This is a genomic window from Paenibacillus sp. EB106-05-06-XG162, from assembly GCF_058791655.1.
Genome location: NZ_JBYTDT010000008.1, coordinates 237,597 through 260,016 on the forward strand (window position 1 = coordinate 237,597; position 22,420 = coordinate 260,016).

The window sequence follows — 22,420 nt, forward strand, 5'->3', positions numbered from 1 at the left end:
TGTGATATTTGTAGGAAGTGATTGGGAATGAGAGCTCTAATAACTGGAGTAAGTGGATTTGTAGGGAACTATATGACAGAGAAACTACTAGAAGAAAATTACGAAGTTATAGGGCTGTCTCGTTCACAACCGGCGAATAAGGATGTGAACTTCATTGCTTGCGATATTAATGATTCTGCAAAAGTTGATATGACATTAAAGTCTATAAGGCCCGATGTTATTTACCATTTGGCGGGGTCAGCATTTATACCGTATTCGTACAATGAGCCTATGCATGCCTATAGTACCATTGTGAATGGAACGCTTAGTTTGTACGAAGCAATAAGGAAGCTGGATATAGATCCAAAGATACTGTATGTAGGTTCTGCTGAGGTATACGGAGTAGGGGAAGGGCTCCCGTTTAATGAGTGGAACCTTCTTCACCCTAAAAACCCATACGCAGGCGCGAAAGCTTGTGCCGATTTGATCAGTGAACAATATGCTAAGACGTATCAAATGAATATCGTACGTGCGCGACCTTTTAATCATACAGGTCCAAAGCAATCCGAGAATTTTGTTTGTTCTAGTTTTGCTAAACAAATTGCACTTATGGAGTACGAAGGTCGTCACACGATTCGCGTAGGAAATATTAATGTAGAACGTGATTTTTTAGATGTTAGAGATGTTGTGAATGCTTATTATTTATTGATGGAGACAGGAAATGCTGGTGAAGTGTACAATGTTTCAGCGAACCAAGCTATCGCCATATCAGAATTACTAAATCTTCTTTTTCTATTTTCCAATATAAAAGAGCCTAAAGTGGAATTAGATATGAGTAAATTTCGAGTAAATGATGCAATTGTTCGTATTGGTAACAACTCTAAGTTAAGACGAGATACGGGTTGGAAACAGGAGTTTGACCTAAGTGACACTATGAGGGAAATGTTGGATTATTGGAGAAGCGAAATACGCATGAATTATTGAGAGGTGGTAGCTTGATGCATCGTGATAAGGTCGTAATTGTAGGCGGTGGCGGACATGCAAAAGTGGTTATTGATGTATTTCGAAGCGCTGGTGAGTATGAAGTAGTAGGTTTCACTTCTAACTCCGACCTAGAATATAGTTTATGTGGTGTTCCATATTTGGGGGATGATTCAGTTTTACCATCATTGTACGAAAAAGGGGTACGACATTATTCTGTAGCTACCGGTAATAATCGCCTCAGGAAAAAATTGTTTTACCAATTACAAGATATGGGGTTTACAGCTGTTAATGCGATAAGTCCATTTGCATATATTTCTCCATTTGCAAGTTTGGGAACGGGTATTGTAATTATGCCTGGTGCAACAGTGAACGCCTATGCTGAAGTTAATGACAATGTGATCCTCAACACTCGCTCAGGAGTGGATCATGATTGTTTTATAAGTTCTCATTCCCATATCGCTCCTGGTGCTTCTTTAGCTGGATGTGTGCATGTTGGGGAAGGCGCATTTATAGGAATGGGAAGCAATGTTGTGCCGAATGTTAACATTGGAGAATGGTCAGTTGTAGGTGCTGGAGCAACAGTGATTTCGGATGTTGTATCAAATATTACAGTAGTAGGGATACCTGCAAAAAAATTAAAATAAAGGATGAGGAAAATGAAAGCAACAAAAAGAATTACACTTGCAAGCCCTGTGTTAAACGGGAATGAGAAAAAGTATGTTCTTGATTGTATTGATACAGGTTGGATTTCAGCGAATGGAAAATATGTAAATGAATTCGAACAAAAATTTGCTGAATTTTGTGGTGTAAAACATGCAATCACATGTGCAAATGGAACTGTCGCTTTGCATTTACCTCTATTAGCATATGGAGTTGGTCCTGAAGATGAGGTGATCATTCCTACCTTTACTTATATTGCAACAGCGAACGCAATTCAGTATTGTGGAGCAAAAACCGTTTTAGTAGACTCTGAACCTAATACTTGGAATATAGATCCTAAAGAAATTGAGAAGAAAATAACCCCGAAAACAAAAGGAATTATCGTTGTTCATTTGTACGGACATCCTGTCGATATGCAACCGATAATGGAAATCGCCGAAAAGTATAATCTTTTTGTGATTGAAGATGCAGCTGAAGCACATGGTGCGGAATATAAAGGTAAAGTGGTAGGTTCAATCGGGCATGTAGGTACATTTAGTTTCTTTGGAAATAAAGTTATCTCTACCGGTGAAGGTGGTATGATAACAACAAATGACGATGAATTGGCTGCTCAAATGCGGTTGCTTAGAGGTCAAGGAATGGATCCGAACAAAAGATATTGGTTCAATGTTGTTGGATATAACTATCGAATGACGAATTTACAAGCAGCGGTAGGATTAGGTCAATTAGAAAATATTAAGTGGCATTTGGATCAAAGAAGACGAGTAGCAAAAGCATATATTGAACAGTTTTCATCTTATAGCGAACTTTTTACCCTACAGCCAGAAATGCATTGGGCTAAGCACACGTATTGGATGGTTTCTATTCTATTAACAGATAAGGTTAAAGCACATCGTGATACGATTATGCAATTTCTTGAAGAAGATGGTATTGAAGTGAGACCATTATTTTATCCAATGCATCAAATGCCTCCATATTATGAGGAAAGCACATATCCAGTTGCTGATCAGATTTCTGTTCGTGGATTTAATATTCCAACGAATGGGTTATTAACAGATGAAGAGATTGCTTATATTTGTAGCAGAGTGGTTTACCATTGTCAGAACAATTTATAAGTAATAGATGATTGTACGGAGGTAAGGTCTTGAGTGACTATGTGAAAAAAATCTACCAAACCAGATATTTCTGGTCTCATCTTGTTCGAGCAGAGTTAAAGAATAAATTTAGACGATCGAAGTTAGGTATTCTTTGGACATTTATGAATCCACTACTGCTGACTTTATTAATGTCTGCAGTATTTGGTACTGTATTTAAAATTACATTTGCTGATTATGCTCCTTATGTTTTATCAGGATTAATCGTATGGGAACTCATAAGCTCCTCCTTTATTGGAGGAGGGTATTCTATTATGCAAGGAGAACAATATATTCGTCAGTTTAATCATCCTATTAGTATATATACATTAAAGTCATCATTGGTTTTTACGATAACTTTTGCAATTGCTATGATGTCACTTGCTATTTGGATGTTATTACAGAGTCCACAAAATGTGGTGTTAGGAATTGTTACATTGCCTTTAACAACATTATTGTATTTTCTTCTTTCATGGGCGATAACTACTATCGCAGGCTATTCGAATGCAAAATATCGTGATTATCCACAAGTTACGGCATTAGTTATCCAAGCTGTGTGGTATGTCTCTCCAGTTTTCTTCAAAAAGGAAATGTTTACTTCTAATCCTTATTTAGAAGCGTTTTTTAATCTTAATCCAATTACACATCTGCTTAATTTGATTCGGGCACCTTTCTTATATGGTTCTATGCCAACTGTTTCTGATTATCTATTCACGATTGGTACAATTATCGTATTCTTCTTGTTGGCAGTGATCATTAATCAAAAAAATCAAGATAAAGTAATATTCTATTTATAAAATATTATTAGAGGGTATACTATGAAAAAATGTTATATTCACATGAAAAATGTTGATTTATTTTACCCATCGCATATATATAACGCGACAACTTTAAAACAAGAAGTATTCTCGTTGTTAAAATTACAAAAGAAAAAAGAAAAATTAGATAATGTTCATGCATTGAAAAATTTTAGTCTTGAAATAAATGAAGGAGAAAAATTAGGTATTATAGGACATAATGGTGCTGGTAAAAGTACTTTGTTAAAGACGATTGCAGGGATTTATCCAATTAAGTCAGGGGTTTTAGAGGTGAAGGGTGAGATTCGATCGCTCTTCGATCTAGCTTTAGGATTTGATCTTGAATCTACAGGACGAGAGAATATCATGTATCGTGGCCTATTACTTGGAGAGACTCCAAGTACAATTCGCTCTAAAGAACAAGAAATTATTGATTTTGCTGGATTAGGTGAATTCATAGATTATCCTATTCGCTCTTATTCATCAGGTATGTTGATTCGACTTGCATTTGCAATATCGACGTCAATTGAAGGGGAGATCCTATTGCTTGACGAAGTAATAGGTGCTGGTGATGCTTCATTTGCAGCAAAAGCAAAAGAAAGAATGACAGGTCTTATGAGTAATGCGAAGATTCTTGTGCTTGTATCACATGATCTTTCAACGATAGAAGAAGTGTGTAACAGGGTTATCTTGATTAAGCAAGGCCAAATAATAAAAGACGGTTTACCGGAGGAAGTCATTAAGTATTATCAAAGTTTAATTTAACATTATCAGTTGAGGGGTTAATATGAGAAAGAAAAGAATAATGTGGCTACTGAATCATGATACATTAAGCAAGTTTGAACTGCCTCTTATCAGAGATTTGGGATTTGAAATTTTCACTCCAAAGATCGCTATAAAGGAAGTTTTTCAGTCAAGTGGATCAATTACGTATGACTTTGACAATACACTTACAATTCCAATTGAAGATTTAGAAGAATTAAATAAGTATGATTTTTTCTCAAGTACGAACAATATGCCACTGCATATTCGTAAAATTATTAATACTCATTTTGCTACAGCGATGACATATACAGATACGACTTTCGCAATACTACGGAAATTAATTTATAATTTTGACGGAGATATTTTTTTTCGTGCCTTTGGAGTAGGAGCTTCCAAATTTAAAAATTATTCTCAGTTAATTGACCATTATTTTGAACAGAGTGAGAAATACAGATTAAAACAAATTAAAAATAGATTTTGGTTTTCTCAGTGTTACCCAAATATATATGAAATAGAAGATGAGCTTTATAAAGAAAGAGCAGTGTTCATGCCTCTAGGACTCCCTTCGGAATTTTATGAAATTAAAAATGAGTGGTATGGAGAAGACAATAAAATATTATTTTTTTGTACCAGAATAAAATATGTACCTGAATCTGAACAAGTCTACAACGAGTTTAAAAAAGATTTTAAAGGTTTTGATTATATAGTTGCTGGGAATCAACCTATTCCAGTAGATGATGATAAAGTTATCGGTTTTCTTGAAAGAGAAAAATTGAATGAGCTATATAAAAAATGTAAAGTCATGTTTTATCATGCAACTAATCCGCGCCATTTACATTATCATCCATTGGAAGCGATGATAGCAGGTATGCCTGTGATTTATATGGATGGTGGTCTTCTCAGCATACTTGCTAAAGGAAAGAAACAATCCGGTTGTTGTAAAAGTATTAATGAAGCTCGAAGTAAAATTCAGAGGATATTTTCTGGTGATACGCAACTAATTGAAGATATTAAACAGGATCAACAGGGGATTTTATATCAATTTTCATACGAATACAATAGGCAGATGTGGGAAAAAAACTTTCTCCCTATCATTGAACAATCAAGTTATCCATATACTAAATCCAATACGGTAGCTATTTTTAATTCGGCTAAACCAGCTAAGCAACATAATAGTGATTACATGAAAATGATTGAAGTGTTAAATATGACTATAAAGGAATGTAATCCATTAAATAGAGTTATATTTAATAATTATTATAATGAAAAGGACAGAGAACAATTTAACAGCTTACATTGTATATCTAAGAATATAGAATCGAGAGAATATGAATTCAAGTCGATTTCTTCAATGGATACTTCTGACTCATTAGATTTAATGTTTGTTCACAAACACATGTGGTATAGCAATTATGTTATACCAGTTGACCATGCGCAAAACTTTGTTGACACTGATTATTGGTTATTTATGGATTGGTGTATTGATGAGCCCATAGCACCTATCAAGCCTTACGGGTATTTTGTTGAAACCTTGGGAGATCGATTCTACGAAACTATATCTAATATACGAATTGCAAATCTTAAGAATGCATCTTTTATCTTGACGAGCTCAAGGAATACTAAAATCGATTTAATAAAACATTTGGGAATTAATGGGGAATCTATATTTGTTATTCCATTTATTTATTCAACGCCACAAATAAATGAAAGGTTATCTCCAAAAGAGGAGTATTCACTAATTGAGGCAGATTTGAATAGAAGTTCAATGATAATGGGATTAATTAATGATATCAGCGATTATTATAGATTATATCGTGATAATCAACAAATTAAATTATGTCTAAGTAGTTATTCCTCGGAACGGGATCAATGTTTCGTAAATGACTTAAATAAATATATTAAACAATCAGACATTTTGAAAAACAATGTAACAATCTATGTGAATATTGGAGCTAATGAGTATGATGCCCTATATGCCCATGCTCAGCGAATTATTATTCCATATGATCAAACAGGGATATTCTTTAAATTAGCAAAAGCGATGTTGTTTTCAAAACCAGTTATTGTTAATGATTTTCCGTTCTACAAAGATTTTGAGGAAGTTTTTTCAACTAATATTCAGTATGTAAACTTCTTGCAACATGAAAATGCATTAATGGAAGTTCTTTCAGAACCTATACAATCAATACCTTCAAAAAGTGAATTTGATCGCATGAAAGATATCGATCTAACTGAAATATCCCGTTTTTGGAGGAGAATACTATGAAAAAAATCGGAGTTTTCTTAGGCTTTCAGCCAGGTGTAAATTTAACGACAGAAGGTATTGGAAGGCTACTTGCTTTTATTCTAAAAGAGAATGGGGAAAATAGTATGTCTATCATACTGCTTTGTCCATCCTGGCTAAAAGAATCTGTAAATATCCTTCTAGAAGATAATAAAATACCAACTGATAGATTTGAAGTATTGTCTACTGATAATGTACCTATTGGAGTTAGGGTTAAAAGTTGGATAAAATTAAGGCAAAGAAAAGAGAAAAAACGTTCTAAGAATAGATTAATCCAAAGTATTAAAAAAAGTGTAATTAATCTTATCCGAAATAGTATCTCAGATTTTTTTAGTACTTCTTCATGGTATTTATTAATGTGTAAATTTTTCATTTACGTAATAGCTTTATTAGTTCTATCTCCGCTATTGTTATGTTCGATAGTCATATATCTTATTTATATTATTACTCAGTTGTTGGTAAAGTCGGTAAAATATATTGTTAAAAAGACAGTTTCAGTAGAATCCTTTACAGTCTCGTTAAGGTCGTTATTGTCAAAGGGTCAGGGAAAGATTTATCAAATAGTGTTAGATAATGAATTGAATAGGCTTGTGAAAAAAATAAATACTCGTAAGGACATTACCATATGTTTTATTCCATCTATGATATGGCCACAAATATCATATTTAAATGCTAAAAAAGTACTTGCAGCACCAGATATTGTTTTCTATGATTTTCCAACACAATTCAAAGGTGTAGATGAAATTCACAGAAGGATACGTCAAAGTATTGATGTTGCCGATCATTTGATTTGTTATAGTGAAACGGTGAAGTATCATCATTTGGTAAATAAGTGTGGAGTTAATGAACAAAAAGTTACTGTGATAAAGCACGCAAACGTAGATATGAGTGAACACTTGAAAGTCTCAAACTCGATAGAAAAGTATTTTACGGCTAATCAGAATGCTCAACAAATTGTTAATAGATATATTAAAGCATACTTTTCACCGGGACATATCCTTTATAATTGTGACATTACAAAATTGGATTATATTATATATTCATCTCAAAATAGGCCACATAAGAATATATTCAATTTAATAAAAGCCATAAAAATAATCAATAAAGATATGTATAAAAATGTGAAGTTGATCTTAACAGGAAATATATCTGATAGTGTTGATATTCAGAGATATATGGAATTAAATTATTTGCAAAATGATATTATTATAATGAATGGTTTGCCGTCTGAGGTATTGGCAGCCTTTAATAAGTTGGCAACATGTGCAGTAAATCCAACGCTATTTGAAGGGGGATTTCCTTTCACATTTTCCGAAGCATATTCTGTGGGAACACCGTCTGTTATGAGCTGTATACCTGTTGTGGAAAATGAAATTGCTAATCCATATTTAAAAAAGATTATGTTATTCGATCCTTACAATCCCAAATCAATTGCCAATCGAATCGTATGGGCAACGGAAAATGTACAAGTGCTTTTTGATGCTCAAGCTGAGTTATATGAGAATTTTAGTAGAAGGGACTGGGGAAAAGTTGTTGGCGAATATAATCGAGTGTTTAGAGGATATATGTAACAAGGTGGATTATGAATAAAAAGCAAATAATAACTTCTATAATGTTGATAGTCTTGCTAATTGCTTTAAGCACCTCTGTCTTAGCAAGTTCTTCGTCTGATGTAAGTATAGTCATTAATTCCGAGAAAGAACAATATACAAAGCAGTTTGATGTTGATTTGAATGTTCATTTTACCAAGAAAGAACTTTACAATGATAAAGTATTTCTGTCATACCACGTTTATGATGAAAATCATAAACAAATTTTGTGGGAAGGTGAAAGATTTCCTATCAAAGTAGATGAAAAAGGGATTGGAAAAACAAATATTACAATAAATATGACGCAGCATACTGCAACAACTAATTTGAAGACGGGTATTTTAGAATTTGACTTAGTTGATGAAAAAAACATTTATTGGTTTTCAATTAATCCTAGTATCAAGATTTCTTCTGAAAAGCTTATATTCAGTAATAATTTTCTTAAAAAATTCATAAACACGATCACTACATCTATTAGTAAAAGTCCTTTTATATTCATAATAAACTGTGTTATCTTTCTGTTATTTATATACGGAGCAATCAAATTTAAAAAAAAAGGTAATTGAGATACAAAAGAATACTATTTACTTAAATAACTAAAACAGCGGAATCACAATTTGAAATCCGCTGTTTTCCATATTTGAATTATTGGTTACGAACGAATGTTTATTTGTAACATTTGGTTTTAAAATGTTATATTTTAAAAAGGGAGTCTGGGTGGTGAGGAAAAAGAAAGTACTACTTTTTTTGTAATAATTACAAAGAGAACTTGGTAGAATAATATCTGATAAAATATTGAAGGGAAATGAAACTAAAATTAAACGATTGGATGAAAACGAACCAGGTTTCGTAATTCGTATTTAGTATCTTTCTGTTATATGTCTCTTTTAGATTTGTTATATATATATAAAAAAATAGTGTGAGAGAAGGGATATTAAAATGAAAGGCATTATCCTAGCCGGAGGCACTGGTTCGCGTTTATACCCATTAACCAAGGTAACCAACAAACACTTACTTCCCGTAGGTAAATATCCTATGATCTTTCACTCTATTCTTAAACTCAAACAAGCTAACATCCATGACATCCTTATCGTTACGGGTAAAGAACATATGGGGGACGTTGTAAATCTATTAGGCAGTGGACGTAATATGGGCGTTACCTTTACGTACAAGGTTCAAGATGAAGCAGGTGGAATCGCACAAGCATTAGATCTTGCAGAACAATTCGTAGGTAAAGACCAAATGGTGGTCATTCTCGGGGACAACGTCTTCCAAGATGATATCTCGGTTTATGTAGAAAACTTCCGTAGGCAGCAATCAGGCGCTAAAATCCTACTCCAAGAAGTTCATGATCCTCAACGTTATGGAGTGGCCGAACTTAACGGAGATCGAATCGTGTCTATAGAGGAAAAGCCACAGAGCCCTAAAAGTAGCTATGCAGTAACAGGGATATATATGTTCGATAGTTCTGTATTTGATATCGTAAAAACACTTAAACCTTCAGAGCGTGGTGAATTAGAGATTACGGATGTAAATAATGCATATATTAAACGTGGTGATCTTACATATGATATTCTCCAAGGCTGGTGGACGGATGCGGGAACACATGTGTCTTGGGCTAAAGCGAATGAACTGGCAAAGGAAATCATGTTTCCTGAAGAATTCGGTAAGTTAAAATTATAGAGGTGTGCCATGAATGTAATCTATACGAAGTTACAAGGCGTCCAAATCATTGAACCCGCGGTCCATGGGGACCATCGCGGGTTTTTTATGGAAAGTTACAACAGTGCGAAGTTTCGTGAATATAATATTGATTATGTTTTTGTCCAAGACAATCATTCTCTTTCAGTCGAAAAAGGGGTTATTCGAGGCTTGCACTATCAATTGAATCCGGAAGCACAGACGAAGTTAGTTCGCGTAGTGGCTGGTGCGATTTATGATGTTGTTGTTGATATTCGACGCAACTCCCCTACATTCGGCCAATGGATTGGTGTTCATTTGAGCGCAGAAAACAAGCGTCAATTGCTTGTTCCTCAGGGCTTCGCTCATGGTTTCTGTACGACAGAGCCCAATACGGAAGTGCTATATAAAGTCGATGAACTCTACTCCCCTGAACACGATCGGGGGATCCTATGGAATGATCCTGCGCTAGGTATTGACTGGCCAACGGATCAACCAATTCTATCGGAAAAAGACACAAAACATCCGTTATTACGTGATGCAGACATCAATTTTGAGTAAGGGGGAGACGATGTTGAAGTTATTGGTCACAGGCGGTGCTGGGTTTATTGGGAGTAACTTTGTAATTTACATGGTAAATAAGTATCCGGATTACCAGATTGTCAATCTAGATGCTCTTACGTATGCCGGAAACTTAGAAAACTTGAAGAGTGTTGAGAATCAACCGAACTACTTCTTCATTAAAGGCGATATCGCTGACGCGCGAAAAGTAGACGAGATCTTTCAACAAGGCGTTGACATTGTAGTTAACTTTGCAGCCGAGTCTCATGTTGACCGTAGCATCTTGGATCCAGGTATCTTTGTACAGACGAATGTCATGGGTACCCAAGTGTTGCTTGATGCAGCGCGTAAGTATAACGTTCAAAAATATGTTCAAATTTCAACAGATGAAGTCTATGGTACGCTCGGGGATACGGGAATGTTTTCAGAAACTACACCGTTAGCACCGAACAGTCCATATTCGGCAAGTAAAACAGGTGGGGATCTGCTTGTTCGTGCCTATCACGAAACCTACGGGATGAATGTGAATATCACACGTTGTTCGAATAATTATGGTCCTTATCATTTTCCAGAGAAATTAATTCCGTTAATGATCTCAAATGTTTTAAATGACAAGCAACTTCCGGTCTACGGTGATGGATTAAATGTCCGTGACTGGCTGTATGTTGAAGATCATTGCAGTGCGATCGATCTGGTAATCCATAACGGTAAAAGCGGTGAAGTATACAACGTTGGTGGTAATAATGAACGGACGAATATTCAAATCGTGGAGACGATTCTCGAAACGCTAGATAAACCTAAATCACTGATTACTTACGTAGCAGATCGTCTGGGCCATGACCGCCGTTATGCCATTGATGCGACGAAGATTTGCACAGAATTGGGATGGCAGCCACAGTATCATTTTGAGATGGGAATTAAGAAAACGATACAGTGGTATTTGGACAATAAAGACTGGTGGACGCGGATTCAATCTGGAGCGTATCAAGAATATTACGCCAAGCAATATGGCGAGCGTCTAGGTGAGTAATATGAAGATCCTTGTTACGGGTGCAAATGGCCAGTTGGGTCAGGATGTTGTTCGTATTTTTACGGAAAAGGGGCATAATGTACTCGCGTGTTCACGCAAAGAATTAGATATTACGGACCAACTGCAATGTGAATCTGTCATTCTTGCCTATCAACCAAATGCCATCATACATTGCGCAGCTTACACAGCTGTAGACGCAGCGGAGACGGATGAAGATAGTGCATATCTCGTAAATGCAGTCGGTAGTCGTAACATTGCAGTGGCAGCTGAAAAAGCCGGAGCTAAAGTCTGCTATATTAGCACGGATTACGTGTTTGACGGCAATTCTCCTAGAGCCTATCGTGAATATGATAATACGGACCCTCATACAGTTTACGGGAAATCCAAACGAGCAGGGGAGCATCTTGTTCAAACGCTCTCTTCGAAATACTATATTGTGCGTACTTCTTGGGTATATGGGGCCCACGGTAATAACTTTGTAAAAACAATGTTGAAACTGGGAGCCGAGAAGCCATCTCTCCAAGTAGTTCATGATCAAGTGGGATCGCCAACGTATACAGTTGATCTAGCTTACTTCCTGGAGGAACTGATTCAGACGGAGTATTATGGTATTTATCATGCTTCGAATACAGATTCTTGTTCGTGGTATGAGTTCGCACAAGCAATATTCGATGAGTCAGGCTTAAAGACTGAATTATTGCCGTGCACAACGGATCAATTTCCGCGTCCAGCTCCAAGACCAAGTAACTCTGTGATGGAGCATTTGTCTATCCGAACGAACGGACTACGGGATCTACGGTCCTGGAGAGAAGCATTGAAGGAATTCATAACAGAATTTGCAATGAAATAAGGAGTTTCTTATGAGAACAGTTAGTGTTCATATTGTTACTTATAATAGCGCGAAAGATATAATAGATTGCTTGGATGGCGTATTCAAGCAGTCTTACCCTATTCAACAAGTCATTGTTGTGGATAATGCATCCCATGATAACATCCGAGAGGTGCTGCAATCGTACAATGACCGGGTACATATAATCTATAACACGCAGAATCTTGGATTTGCCCCAGGCCATAACCAAGCGATGCACATATCGCAAGCCGATTATTTTCTTGTTCTCAATCCCGATGTCACGTTAGATCGTGAATATGTATCAAAACTTGTGAATTCTTGTGAAAAAAAACCTAAGATTGGGAGTGCAACAGGGCGTCTATTACTAAAATCCAACCCCCACATCATTGATAGTACAGGCCTTGTCATGAATCGTGCAAGAAGAGCATTCGATCGTGGTGCAGGAGAAACATCGGATCTTTGGAACGATTCTGGAGAAGTATTCGGCGTCTCTGGCGCTGCAGCACTCTATTTAAGAGACATGGTTGAAGATATCAGCATTGAAGGGCAATTTTATGATGAATCCTTTTTTGCTTATAAAGAGGATGTGGATGTCGCCTGGCGTGCGCAAAAATATGGCTGGAGATCCTATTACTGTGCAGATGCTATTGCCCATCATGAACGTGGTTGGAAAAAGGGTTCGCGTGACCAACAACCTTTATTCATTCGGCAATATTCTTATATTAATCGCTATAAAATGATTTATAAAAATGATTCCTGGAGGAATCTACTCCGGAATATAATTCATATTCTTCCCTTTGAATTAGCTAGCATTGCATATGCCTTATTACGAGATCCTAAGGTACTTCGTTCGTGGACAAGTTTCTATCGTGAACTACCTGTTTTACGGCATAAAAAGAAAGTCATCCAAAACAAGACTAGATCCGACATCTAACAGTTAACCATTAGTCTAATCTTTATCAAGACTTTATCTGGTTAACCCTGTTAATTTCGTCCTCTAGTCTTTTTCTATGCTATAATAAGCCTATCAACTCTCGAGATGGGAGATTATTAATGGACTTTAGCATTATCATCCTCAACTACAATACACGACAATTAACACTAGATTGCTTGCAATCGGTCTACGCTTCGACAACGTCATATCGATACGAAGTGATACTTATCGACAATAACTCATCCGACGATTCGGTTGAGCAATTGCTGCGCCATTACCCTACAACGCATCTCATCGCGAACAAAGAGAATGTGGGCTTTTCGCGCGCCAACAATCAAGGTATGCGTGTGGCGCAAGGTCGATATATATTACTACTAAACTCCGATACGATCGTCGAGCCAGAAACGTTCGAGATTATGCTCCAGTTCATGGACAGTCACCCTGAAGTCGGGGCTTCTGGTTGCAAAGTCATTCTTCCAGATGGTTCACTGGACAAAGCATGTCGGCGCGGCTTTCCTACGCCTTCTGCGTCGTTCTATTACGCTTTTGGCCTCTCGCGCGTGTTCCCGAACAACCCACGCTTCAATCAATATCAACAAGGCTATCTCAGTCCCGATGAGTCTTACCCGATCGACTGTCTCGTCGGTGCCTTCATGCTGGTACGCAGAGAAGCAATTGATCAGGTGGGAATGCTGGATGAGGAGTTTTTCATGTATGGAGAAGACATCGATTGGTGTTACCGGATCAAGCAAGCAGGCTGGCAGAACTACTATTATTCCAAGACCTTCATCACGCATTACAAAGGTGCAAGCAGTCGGCGTAAGCCATTCAAGATCATCTATGAGTTCCATCGCGCGATGTATGTATTCCATCGTAAGCATTACCGTGAGAAATACTCTTTCCTAACCAATGCACTCGTCTACGCAGGGATATTGGTGAAATTTTCGACATCACTCATCAAAAATAAAATGTTACGATAGAATCAAACGCAATTCCTATCTTCTTAAATCAATCGAGGTGACAGCATGCTGCGTAAGAACCAGCGTTTTCTCACGCAACTTTATATACTAGCTGACTTTGTAGTAATTCAGATGATGTTTCTCTTCGCCTATTGGATAAAATTCCAGAGCGGCCTGATGGAGCACGAGAATCCGCTTCCGATCTCGGAATACTCCAAATGGAGCCTTATCTACGGCGGCATCGCCGTCATCATTGGCATGATGAGTAGCTTCTACTCGCCGAAGCGTAAGAAGAGATTCGCCGACGACTTCTGGCGTGTCATTCAAGTGCATCTGATCAGCTTATTTGTGCTCCTAAGTCTATTGTTCTACTTTAAAGCCGTACATATCTCGCGTGAATACCTTGCGGTTTATATGATCGGTAACGTGCTTGCGATCCTTTTCTACCGTTTTGCAGTCAAAAAAGGACTCCGCCACTTCCGTGAGAAAGGTTTTAATAAACAATTTGTGCTTATCCTAGGCGCGGGCACACTGGGCAAAAGATTTTACAAGAACCTGAAGCAGCATCCTGAAATGGGCTACGAAGTCTTTGGCTTCCTGGACGACCAACAAGAAATCGACGAGCAATTCGCTCTCCAATACAAGCCAATTCTCGGGACCATCGACGACCTCGAACAGATCATCGAACAGCGACTAATCGACGAAGTGATTATTGCACTTCCACTCGAGGCGCACCATCGATTCCCGCAAATCATCAATGCATGTGAAAAAGCAGGCGTTCGAACGCTCATCATTCCCGATTTCTTCGACTACTTGCCAGCGCGCCCAACGTTCGATAATTTTGCAGGCATGCCGCTCATCAACGTGCGAGACATACCGCTTGATCTCATGAGCAACCGCATCCTGAAGCGCGCTTTTGATATTGCTTTTGCACTTTTTGCTATCCTACTAACATCACCAGTTCTGCTCTTTGCAGCAATCGGTATCAAGTTAACATCGGCCGGCCCGATCATATTCAAGCAAGAGCGTGTAGGCCTCAATCGTCGGAACTTCATGATGTTCAAGTTCAGATCGATGCGCGTTCAATCGCAAGGGACCTCGGATACGAAGTGGACGACCGAGAACGACCCACGGAAAACGAAGTTCGGTTCGTTCCTTCGCAAAACAAGTCTCGACGAGCTGCCGCAATTCTTTAACGTATTGCTCGGACATATGAGTATTGTCGGCCCGAGGCCAGAGCGACCTTTCTTCGTTGATCAATTCAAGGAAGAGATTCCGAAATACATGGTCAAACACCATGTCCGTCCGGGCATTACAGGGTGGGCGCAGAGCAACGGCCTGCGCGGGGATACATCGATCGAAGAGCGCATTCGCTATGATATCTTTTATATTGAGAATTGGTCCATTCTTTTCGATGTGAAGATCATCTGGAAGACGGTAATCAACGGTTTTATCAACAAGAACGCGTATTAACGCACCCCAAACTCCCGATACTAGAGATATCTAGTAGAGGGGGTTTTTCTATGACCATGCATCTGCATGACTCATCTGACACGTATGACGAAGAAGAGAGCAGGAACCCCGGCCGCGGCTGGCTCATCGGCGGTGGACTAGGCATGCTGCTGTGGATTTTGATCATCCTATGCATTCGACAACTTTTTTAATAAGACTCCGACTAAATTCCTAACAATTTCATAGTTCTGAATATTGAATATTCGGAATATTACTATTGAATCCGAGGGTCATTTCCTTTAGTATTAGCTTATTATCAGGTGAGAGGGGAATTTTGGCTAGATGAATCAGAAGTCAATTTTTAATTTCAGCACACTCGTTGTGGTCGCGATCGGGATCGGCGCAGCGTTGTATGGCTTTTTAGGATTTTTTGGTTTTACAGTAGGTCCAGCGACATGGATTAAGCCAGCGGTTGCGTTCTTGACGATCTTTGGCGCATTGTTCGGTCCCGTGATTGGTTTCTTAATCGGATTTATCGGCCACGTCATTACGGATTTGATGTCAGGTGGAGGCGTCTGGTGGGGTTGGGCGCTTGGATCGGGACTCATCGGTTTATTCAGTGGATTCGTATATTTGAGCAAAGGTTTCAACGTGAAGGCAGGCGCTTACGCGAAGAAGCATTTATACCAAATCGTAGCTTTTGGTTTCTTAGGTTGTCTCGTAGGGATGGGAGAAGCGACAATGTTCGACGTTCTCTTCATGGGTGAGCCGCTAGACAAAATGCTCGTTCAATTCTGGGGCGCATTCCTATCGAACATCGTCGTTGTTGCCGTCCTGGGTCTACCGATCATCCTTGCTATCTTACGTGTGAATAAGAAGAGCACGAACTTAACCATTGAGAAATAGGAGTACAGCATGATATCCTTCCAACAATTCAGCTTTCAATATCAGAAGTTAACCGAGCCAACGCTGCGGAACATCAATCTTGAGATCCAGCCCGGTGAGAAAATATTAATTGCCGGCCCAAGCGGCTCTGGCAAGTCGACATTAGCCCATTGTATCAATGGGCTGATTCCTTTTACGTACGAAGGCAAGATCGAAGGCACGATGACGATCAACGGAGAGCCCACAACAGGCAAAAGTATTTTTGAGATCAGCAAAACCGTTGGTACCATTCTTCAGGATCTAGATGGACAGTTCATCGGTCTATCGGTCGGTGAGGACGTTGCTTTTTCCTTTGAGAATGATGGCGTACCGCGCAAACAGATGCGTGAGGAAGTGGAGCATGCACTCACGACCGTGAATATGCTTCCATTTATAGATCAAAGCCCTCATGATCTCTCCGGTGGACAGAAACAGCGCGTGTCACTAGCGGGCATTCTCTCAACGCAAGCCGATATTCTACTCTTTGATGAGCCGCTCGCGAATTTGGATCCAGCCAGCGGCAAGCAAGCGATGCAGATGATTGACGACATTCATAAGCAGACGGGCAAGACGATCATCATCATCGAGCATCGAATTGAAGATGTTCTTGAGCAGCCTATCGACCGGATCGTGGTTATGAGCGAAGGTGAAATTCAAGCGATAGGAACGCCGGATGAGATTCTTGCCTCTGATGTTCTTCGCAAGCATGGACTACGCGAACCCCTCTACATTGAGGCGCTAAAATATGCCGGATGCGAGCTCTCTACAGCCGATAAATTAACGCAGTTAAATAACATGAAATTACCGAAGTTCGAGCATGCACTCGAGGCGTGGTATGAATCCGCCGCTGCTTCAGCAGAGGTCCAGAACCGCGAACCGCTACTAGACGTTCAGAATCTTCGCTTCGCTTATGATGGAGCACAGGAGGTCATTCGCGGCGTTTCTTTTCAAGTCCACGAAGGGGAGATTGTATCGCTGCTAGGTAATAATGGTGCGGGCAAATCGACCCTGAGCCATCTGATCATGGGGATTGTTCGTCAGACATCTGGTGAGATCCGGCTGCAAGGCGAGGACATTCGTCCTTGGAACATACGGCAGCGCGGGGAGAAGATTGGCTATGTGATGCAGAACCCGAATCAAATGATCACTCAGCATATGATCTGGGATGAAGTTGCACTTGGACTAACGGTACGTGGGGTGCCCAAAGAGATCGTGGATCAGAAGGTGGAACACGTGCTGCGCATTTGCGGCCTTTATCCGTATCGCAACTGGCCAATCTCTGCGCTCAGCTATGGTCAGAAGAAGAGAGTCACGATTGCAGCAGTTCTAGCGATGGAGCCAAAGCTGATTATTTTGGACGAGCCGACGGCAGGTCAGGACTATAAGCACTACACCGAATTTATGGAGTTTATTTCGAGTTTGTCGCAGACAGGACTTTCGTTCATTTTCATAACCCATGATATGCACTTGGCCTTGGAATATACAGATCGTGCAGTCGTTCTATCGGGGGGCGAAGTCATTGCGAGTGATCGCGTGGCGAGTGTGCTGACGAACGCTGAGGTGATTGAACGGGCGAATTTGAAAGAAACATCACTCTCCATGCTGTCGCGAATGATCGGACTGCCTTCAGCAGAAGGATTCGTGCAGCATTTTATTAACTATGAAAAAAAGGTGAAGCACCATGAGTAAGATGGGAACGTTATATGCTCCCGGGAATTCCGTTTTCCACCGTATGGATGGCAGTATCAAAATGTTATTGTTCGCCGCATGGACGATCACGACATTTCTTTTTCTAGATTTGCGCGTTTTTATCGTAATGCTCTTCATCGGAACCATTCTATTATTATCCGCGAAAATACCATTCCGGCAGATTCGGATTCTGCTCTGGGTCATGATCGTCTTTAACGTATTTAACACGGCCTTTATTATTCTCATTACGCCGACGTATGGCTCAGAGCTGACTGGAACGAATACACCGGTATTGAATATTGGCTATAATACGATTAATCTGGAGACGTTGTTCTATGTATTGACGCTGACGGCCAAATATTTGACGTTGCTCCCTGTGAGCTTGCTCTTTATTTTCACCACACATCCGAGTAAGTTTGCGAGCAGTTTGAATCGGATCGGCATTCCTTATAAAATCGCCTATGCGGTCAATATCGCATTCCGTTATATTCCGGATATTCAATCGGAGTTCCGTGGGATCACGAATTCGATGCAAATGCGCGGAATCGGGTTTCGTAAGGGAGATGCCCCATTCACACAGCGGGTGAAAAATGTGACGTCGATTGCCATTCCGATGTTATACTCGTCACTCCAGCGTATTGAGGTTGTCTCTAATGCCATGGAGTTACGTGGGTTCGGCAAACATAAACGTCGTACATGGTACGCCATGGAGGATCTGCGTGCCATGGATTACACCGTAGGCGCATTGTGCATATTGGTAACTGCCAGTGCGATCTGGCTGAAGATTGGTGTGCTCAGCGGATTCTGGTATCCATTTTAATGTAATCGTAGACCGTAACCTTCTCGAGGTGAGCGGTCTATTTCTTTGTTCCCTGCGAGCCCCATCATATGCTATAATTTAGAGAACATACATTCGTGAAGTTCTTTATGTAATAGTCCCCAGTAAATTGACACCACCCCCTATGTCCTTTAGACTTATTCTGTTAAGCTATTTTCATAAAATAGATGGAGGAACTGCCGTGGAACAACGATTCATGCCGTGGAGGCACATGTTTAAATTGGATCCAGATCGAAGCATTAGTGATGAGGCGCTGGACAAGATCTGCATGTCTGGAACAGACGCGATTCTGGTAGGAGGCTCGTCCGGTGTGACGTTCGATAATACGGTAGATTTACTCTCGCGAATCCGGCAATACGAAGTGCCTTGCGTACTCGAAGTATCCAATCCGGATGCGGCGGTGCCGGGGTTCGACCATTATTTGATACCGATGGTACTCAACACGAGCAACCCCGATTGGTTGATCGGACATCAGCAGCGAGCCGTGCGTGAGTTTGGCAGCATGCTGCCGTGGGAGATTGTTTTCGCTGAAGGTTATATTGTCTTGAATGGAGATGCGACGGCTGCCAAAGTATCGGAGGCCAATGCGAATCTAGCAACATCCGACGTTATTGCCTATGCGCAAGTGGCTGATCGCTTGATGCGGTTGCCGTTTATTTATATCGAATATAGCGGCATGTTCGGTGATATGGAGCTCGTTCGAAACGTGCGACAGAAGCTTCATCAAGCACAACTTATTTATGGCGGTGGGATTACGAATCTCGATCAAGCCCGTCAAGCTGCAGCATCCGCTGATACCATTGTTGTTGGCAATATTTTATATGATCAATTGGAACAAGCCTTGCTTACTGTGCAAGCGGTAAGAGAGGTACAGGAATAGAAGATAGGGAGGGAGCATGTACTTATGCATGAATCCATGAATATATATGATGCGGTTGCCCGCCTGAACCCAGAGCAGCGCAAAGCCGTTGAAGCAACCGAAGGCCCACTCCTCATTATGGCCGGCGCAGGGAGTGGTAAGACACGTGTGCTAACGCACCGAATCGCATACTTAATTGCTACGCGTAAAGCGCCACCTTGGGCAATTCTAGCGATTACCTTTACGAACAAAGCAGCGCGGGAGATGCAGGAGCGGGTATCGAAGCTCGTGGGTCCCGATGGACGCGACATTTGGGTATCGACGTTTCACTCGATGTGTGTACGTATTTTGCGCAAAGATATTGAACGGATCGGCTTCACCTCGAACTTCTCCATCTTGGATTCGACGGACCAGCTATCGGTCATTCGCAATTGCATGAAGGAATTGAATGTCGACACGAAGAAATTCGAGCCGAAGGCCGTTCAAGCGATGATGAGTACCGCGAAGAATGAACTGATCACACCGCAGCAGTATGAGCAGAAGATCGGCGATTATTTCGAAGGCATCGTTGCCAAAGTATACACCATGTATCAGAAAAGACTCCGTACGAACAACGCGTTAGACTTCGACGATCTGATCATGACGACCATTCAATTGTTCAAAGAAGTTCCAGAAGTGCTAGATTTCTATCAGAAGAAATTCAAATATATTCACGTCGATGAGTACCAGGATACGAACCGTGCACAGTACATGCTCTGCAAAATGTTCGCGGATGCGCATCATAATATTTGCGTGGTCGGGGATAGTGATCAGTCGATCTATCGTTGGCGCGGGGCGGACATTTCGAATATCTTGAACTTTGAAGAAGACTATCCGAATGCGCAGTCGATTCTCCTCGAACAGAATTACCGTTCTACAGCGAACATTCTGAACGCGGCGAATGAAGTCATCGGCAACAATACGGGCCGCAAACCGAAGAAGCTATGGACCAGTCAAGGCGAAGGCGCGAAGATCACGCATTACCAAGCGGATTCCGAGCATGACGAAGGCTATTTTATTACACGTGAAATTAAGAAGAACTATGATCAAGGCCAACAATATCAGAACCATGCGATTCTCTATCGGACCAATGCGCAGTCCCGGGTCATCGAGGAAATTCTGATCAAATCGGATATTCCGTATCAAATCGTCGGCGGCACGAAGTTCTACGATCGCAAAGAGATCAAGGACATTCTCGCCTACTTGCGACTTATTTCGAACCCGAGCGATGATATCAGTTTGAATCGGATCATTAACGTTCCGAAGCGGGGAATCGGGGATACGACGCTGGCGAAGCTTGATGTGGCTGCTGCATCACGGGATATGTCCATCTATGACACGATCGATAACATGGATGATGTCGATATTGCGGTACGTACCAAAGGCACATTACGGGATTTCCGTACGATGATCGAACAGCTGAATCGCATGCAAGAGTTCCTGTCTGTAACCGAGTTAACGGAGAAAGTGCTCGAAATGACCGAGTACAAGCTGGAACTGCAGCGTGAGAATACTCTAGAATCCCGGGCGCGTATGGAAAATATCGATGAGTTCCTGTCTGTAACGCAAGAATTCGAGAAGAATAATGAAGATAAGTCGCTGGTTGCCTTTCTAACCGACTTGGCGCTTATTGCAGATATAGATTCACTCGGTGATGATGAAGAGGAAGAAGTCAAGGATGCCGTCGTCCTCATGACGATGCACAGCGCGAAAGGTCTAGAATTCCCGACCGTCTTCATTATTGGACTTGAGGAAGGGGTATTCCCGCATAGCCGTGCATTTAGTGATAACGAGGAGCTGGAAGAGGAACGCCGTCTTGCTTATGTAGGGATCACACGCGCAGAGAAGCAGCTCTTCTTAACCAGCGCACGGATGCGTACACTATTCGGACGCACGACGAGCAATGCGCCATCCCGATTCTTGAATGAAATCCCAGACGAACTCAAAGAATCGAATGTTTCCTCCTCATCGAGAGATCGATTTGGTCGAGATGTATCTACCTTCGGATCAGGATTGGGAAGCCGAGGCGGAAGTGGGTTCGGAAATCGGTCGGGGCTAGGCGGCAGCGGAGCGAGTGCAGGCGGATTTGGTCAACGCAGCGGCGGTGTCACAAGCACGAGCGGACGCGTGACGGTCACTTCCACCATGGATGCTGCGAAGGCGACGGCAAGTGCTGCATCAGGTGGAGCAGGCGGCGGAGCGCAGAGCTTCCAGACGGGTGATAAAGTCGCGCATGGCAAATGGGGAACAGGCGTCATCGTGGCGATCAAAGGAACAGGGAATGATATGGAGCTGCAGATTGCGTTCCCGGCACCGGTAGGCGTGAAGCGTCTACTTGCAGGGTTTGCTCCGATTACGAAAGTATAAACATGTTGGATACGAAGAAAGGTGGAAGATGCGAGCGTGGCGGATCG

At 40.7% G+C, this 22,420-nt stretch carries 21 protein-coding genes; all 21 read left to right on the top strand.

What is annotated here, in order from left to right; all coding sequences use genetic code 11:
* The first annotated feature begins 27 nt into the window (after positions 1-27).
* Positions 28-963: a GDP-mannose 4,6-dehydratase gene (locus AC3WU2_RS18475; protein ID WP_492456565.1), complete on the top strand. Its 936-nt coding sequence runs from the start codon at positions 28-30 to the stop codon at positions 961-963.
* A 14-nt stretch (positions 964-977) separates the two neighbouring features.
* Positions 978-1,607 carry an acetyltransferase gene (locus AC3WU2_RS18480; protein WP_492456566.1) on the top strand — a complete coding sequence of 210 codons (630 nt, stop codon included), beginning with the start codon at positions 978-980 and terminating at the stop codon, positions 1,605-1,607.
* A gap of 12 nt (positions 1,608-1,619) precedes the next feature.
* Positions 1,620-2,738: a DegT/DnrJ/EryC1/StrS family aminotransferase gene (locus AC3WU2_RS18485; RefSeq protein WP_492456567.1), complete on the top strand. Its 1,119-nt coding sequence runs from the start codon at positions 1,620-1,622 to the stop codon at positions 2,736-2,738.
* A 29-nt stretch (positions 2,739-2,767) separates the two neighbouring features.
* Positions 2,768-3,553 (top strand): ABC transporter permease, encoded by a 786-nt coding sequence (locus AC3WU2_RS18490; RefSeq protein ID WP_492456568.1) that lies wholly within the window; start codon positions 2,768-2,770, stop codon positions 3,551-3,553.
* Between the two features lie 21 nt (positions 3,554-3,574).
* Positions 3,575-4,318, top strand: coding sequence for an ABC transporter ATP-binding protein (locus AC3WU2_RS18495; RefSeq protein ID WP_492456569.1), 744 nt, complete (start codon positions 3,575-3,577; stop codon positions 4,316-4,318).
* A 22-nt stretch (positions 4,319-4,340) separates the two neighbouring features.
* Positions 4,341-6,584, top strand: a complete 2,244-nt coding sequence (locus AC3WU2_RS18500; RefSeq protein ID WP_492456570.1) for a glycosyltransferase family protein — start codon at positions 4,341-4,343, stop codon at positions 6,582-6,584.
* Positions 6,581-8,173, top strand: coding sequence for a glycosyltransferase (locus tag AC3WU2_RS18505; protein WP_492456571.1), 1,593 nt, complete (start codon positions 6,581-6,583; stop codon positions 8,171-8,173). The genes AC3WU2_RS18500 and AC3WU2_RS18505 overlap by 4 nt, the downstream gene beginning before the upstream one ends.
* Before the next feature lie 11 nt (positions 8,174-8,184).
* Positions 8,185-8,757, top strand: coding sequence for a hypothetical protein (locus tag AC3WU2_RS18510; protein ID WP_492456572.1), 573 nt, complete (start codon positions 8,185-8,187; stop codon positions 8,755-8,757).
* A gap of 373 nt (positions 8,758-9,130) precedes the next feature.
* A complete protein-coding gene (locus AC3WU2_RS18515; RefSeq protein WP_492456573.1) occupies positions 9,131-9,874 on the top strand; it encodes a sugar phosphate nucleotidyltransferase in 744 nt (247 codons plus the stop codon).
* A gap of 9 nt (positions 9,875-9,883) precedes the next feature.
* On the top strand, positions 9,884-10,432 hold the full coding sequence (gene rfbC / locus AC3WU2_RS18520; protein ID WP_492456574.1) for a dTDP-4-dehydrorhamnose 3,5-epimerase: 549 nt from the start codon (positions 9,884-9,886) through the stop codon (positions 10,430-10,432).
* A gap of 13 nt (positions 10,433-10,445) precedes the next feature.
* Positions 10,446-11,462 carry a dTDP-glucose 4,6-dehydratase gene (gene rfbB, locus AC3WU2_RS18525; RefSeq protein WP_492456598.1) on the top strand — a complete coding sequence of 339 codons (1,017 nt, stop codon included), beginning with the start codon at positions 10,446-10,448 and terminating at the stop codon, positions 11,460-11,462.
* Position 11,463: 1 nt separating this feature from the next.
* A complete protein-coding gene (gene rfbD / locus AC3WU2_RS18530) occupies positions 11,464-12,312 on the top strand; it encodes a dTDP-4-dehydrorhamnose reductase (protein ID WP_492456575.1) in 849 nt (282 codons plus the stop codon).
* A gap of 10 nt (positions 12,313-12,322) precedes the next feature.
* The gene (locus tag AC3WU2_RS18535) at positions 12,323-13,246 is read left to right on the top strand and encodes a glycosyltransferase family 2 protein (protein ID WP_492456576.1); all 924 of its coding nucleotides are present in this window, start codon (positions 12,323-12,325) and stop codon (positions 13,244-13,246) included.
* A 119-nt stretch (positions 13,247-13,365) separates the two neighbouring features.
* Positions 13,366-14,226: a glycosyltransferase family 2 protein gene (locus AC3WU2_RS18540; protein ID WP_492456577.1), complete on the top strand. Its 861-nt coding sequence runs from the start codon at positions 13,366-13,368 to the stop codon at positions 14,224-14,226.
* Between the two features lie 45 nt (positions 14,227-14,271).
* Positions 14,272-15,678: an undecaprenyl-phosphate glucose phosphotransferase gene (locus AC3WU2_RS18545; RefSeq protein ID WP_492456578.1), complete on the top strand. Its 1,407-nt coding sequence runs from the start codon at positions 14,272-14,274 to the stop codon at positions 15,676-15,678.
* 50 nt (positions 15,679-15,728) lie between these two features.
* On the top strand, positions 15,729-15,869 hold the full coding sequence (locus AC3WU2_RS18550; protein WP_492456579.1) for a hypothetical protein: 141 nt from the start codon (positions 15,729-15,731) through the stop codon (positions 15,867-15,869).
* Between the two features lie 145 nt (positions 15,870-16,014).
* Positions 16,015-16,563 (top strand): ECF-type riboflavin transporter substrate-binding protein, encoded by a 549-nt coding sequence (locus tag AC3WU2_RS18555; protein ID WP_492456599.1) that lies wholly within the window; start codon positions 16,015-16,017, stop codon positions 16,561-16,563.
* A gap of 9 nt (positions 16,564-16,572) precedes the next feature.
* A complete protein-coding gene (locus tag AC3WU2_RS18560) occupies positions 16,573-18,270 on the top strand; it encodes an ABC transporter ATP-binding protein (RefSeq protein WP_492456580.1) in 1,698 nt (565 codons plus the stop codon).
* Positions 18,263-19,090, top strand: coding sequence for an energy-coupling factor transporter transmembrane component T family protein (locus AC3WU2_RS18565; RefSeq protein WP_492456581.1), 828 nt, complete (start codon positions 18,263-18,265; stop codon positions 19,088-19,090). Before AC3WU2_RS18560 ends, AC3WU2_RS18565 begins: the two co-directional genes overlap by 8 nt.
* A 199-nt stretch (positions 19,091-19,289) precedes the next feature.
* Entirely contained in the window at positions 19,290-19,988 is a 699-nt protein-coding gene (pcrB, locus tag AC3WU2_RS18570) for a heptaprenylglyceryl phosphate synthase (protein ID WP_492456582.1), read from the top strand.
* A gap of 24 nt (positions 19,989-20,012) precedes the next feature.
* A complete protein-coding gene (gene pcrA, locus AC3WU2_RS18575; protein WP_492456583.1) occupies positions 20,013-22,373 on the top strand; it encodes a DNA helicase PcrA in 2,361 nt (786 codons plus the stop codon).
* Positions 22,374-22,420: the final 47 nt, after the last annotated feature.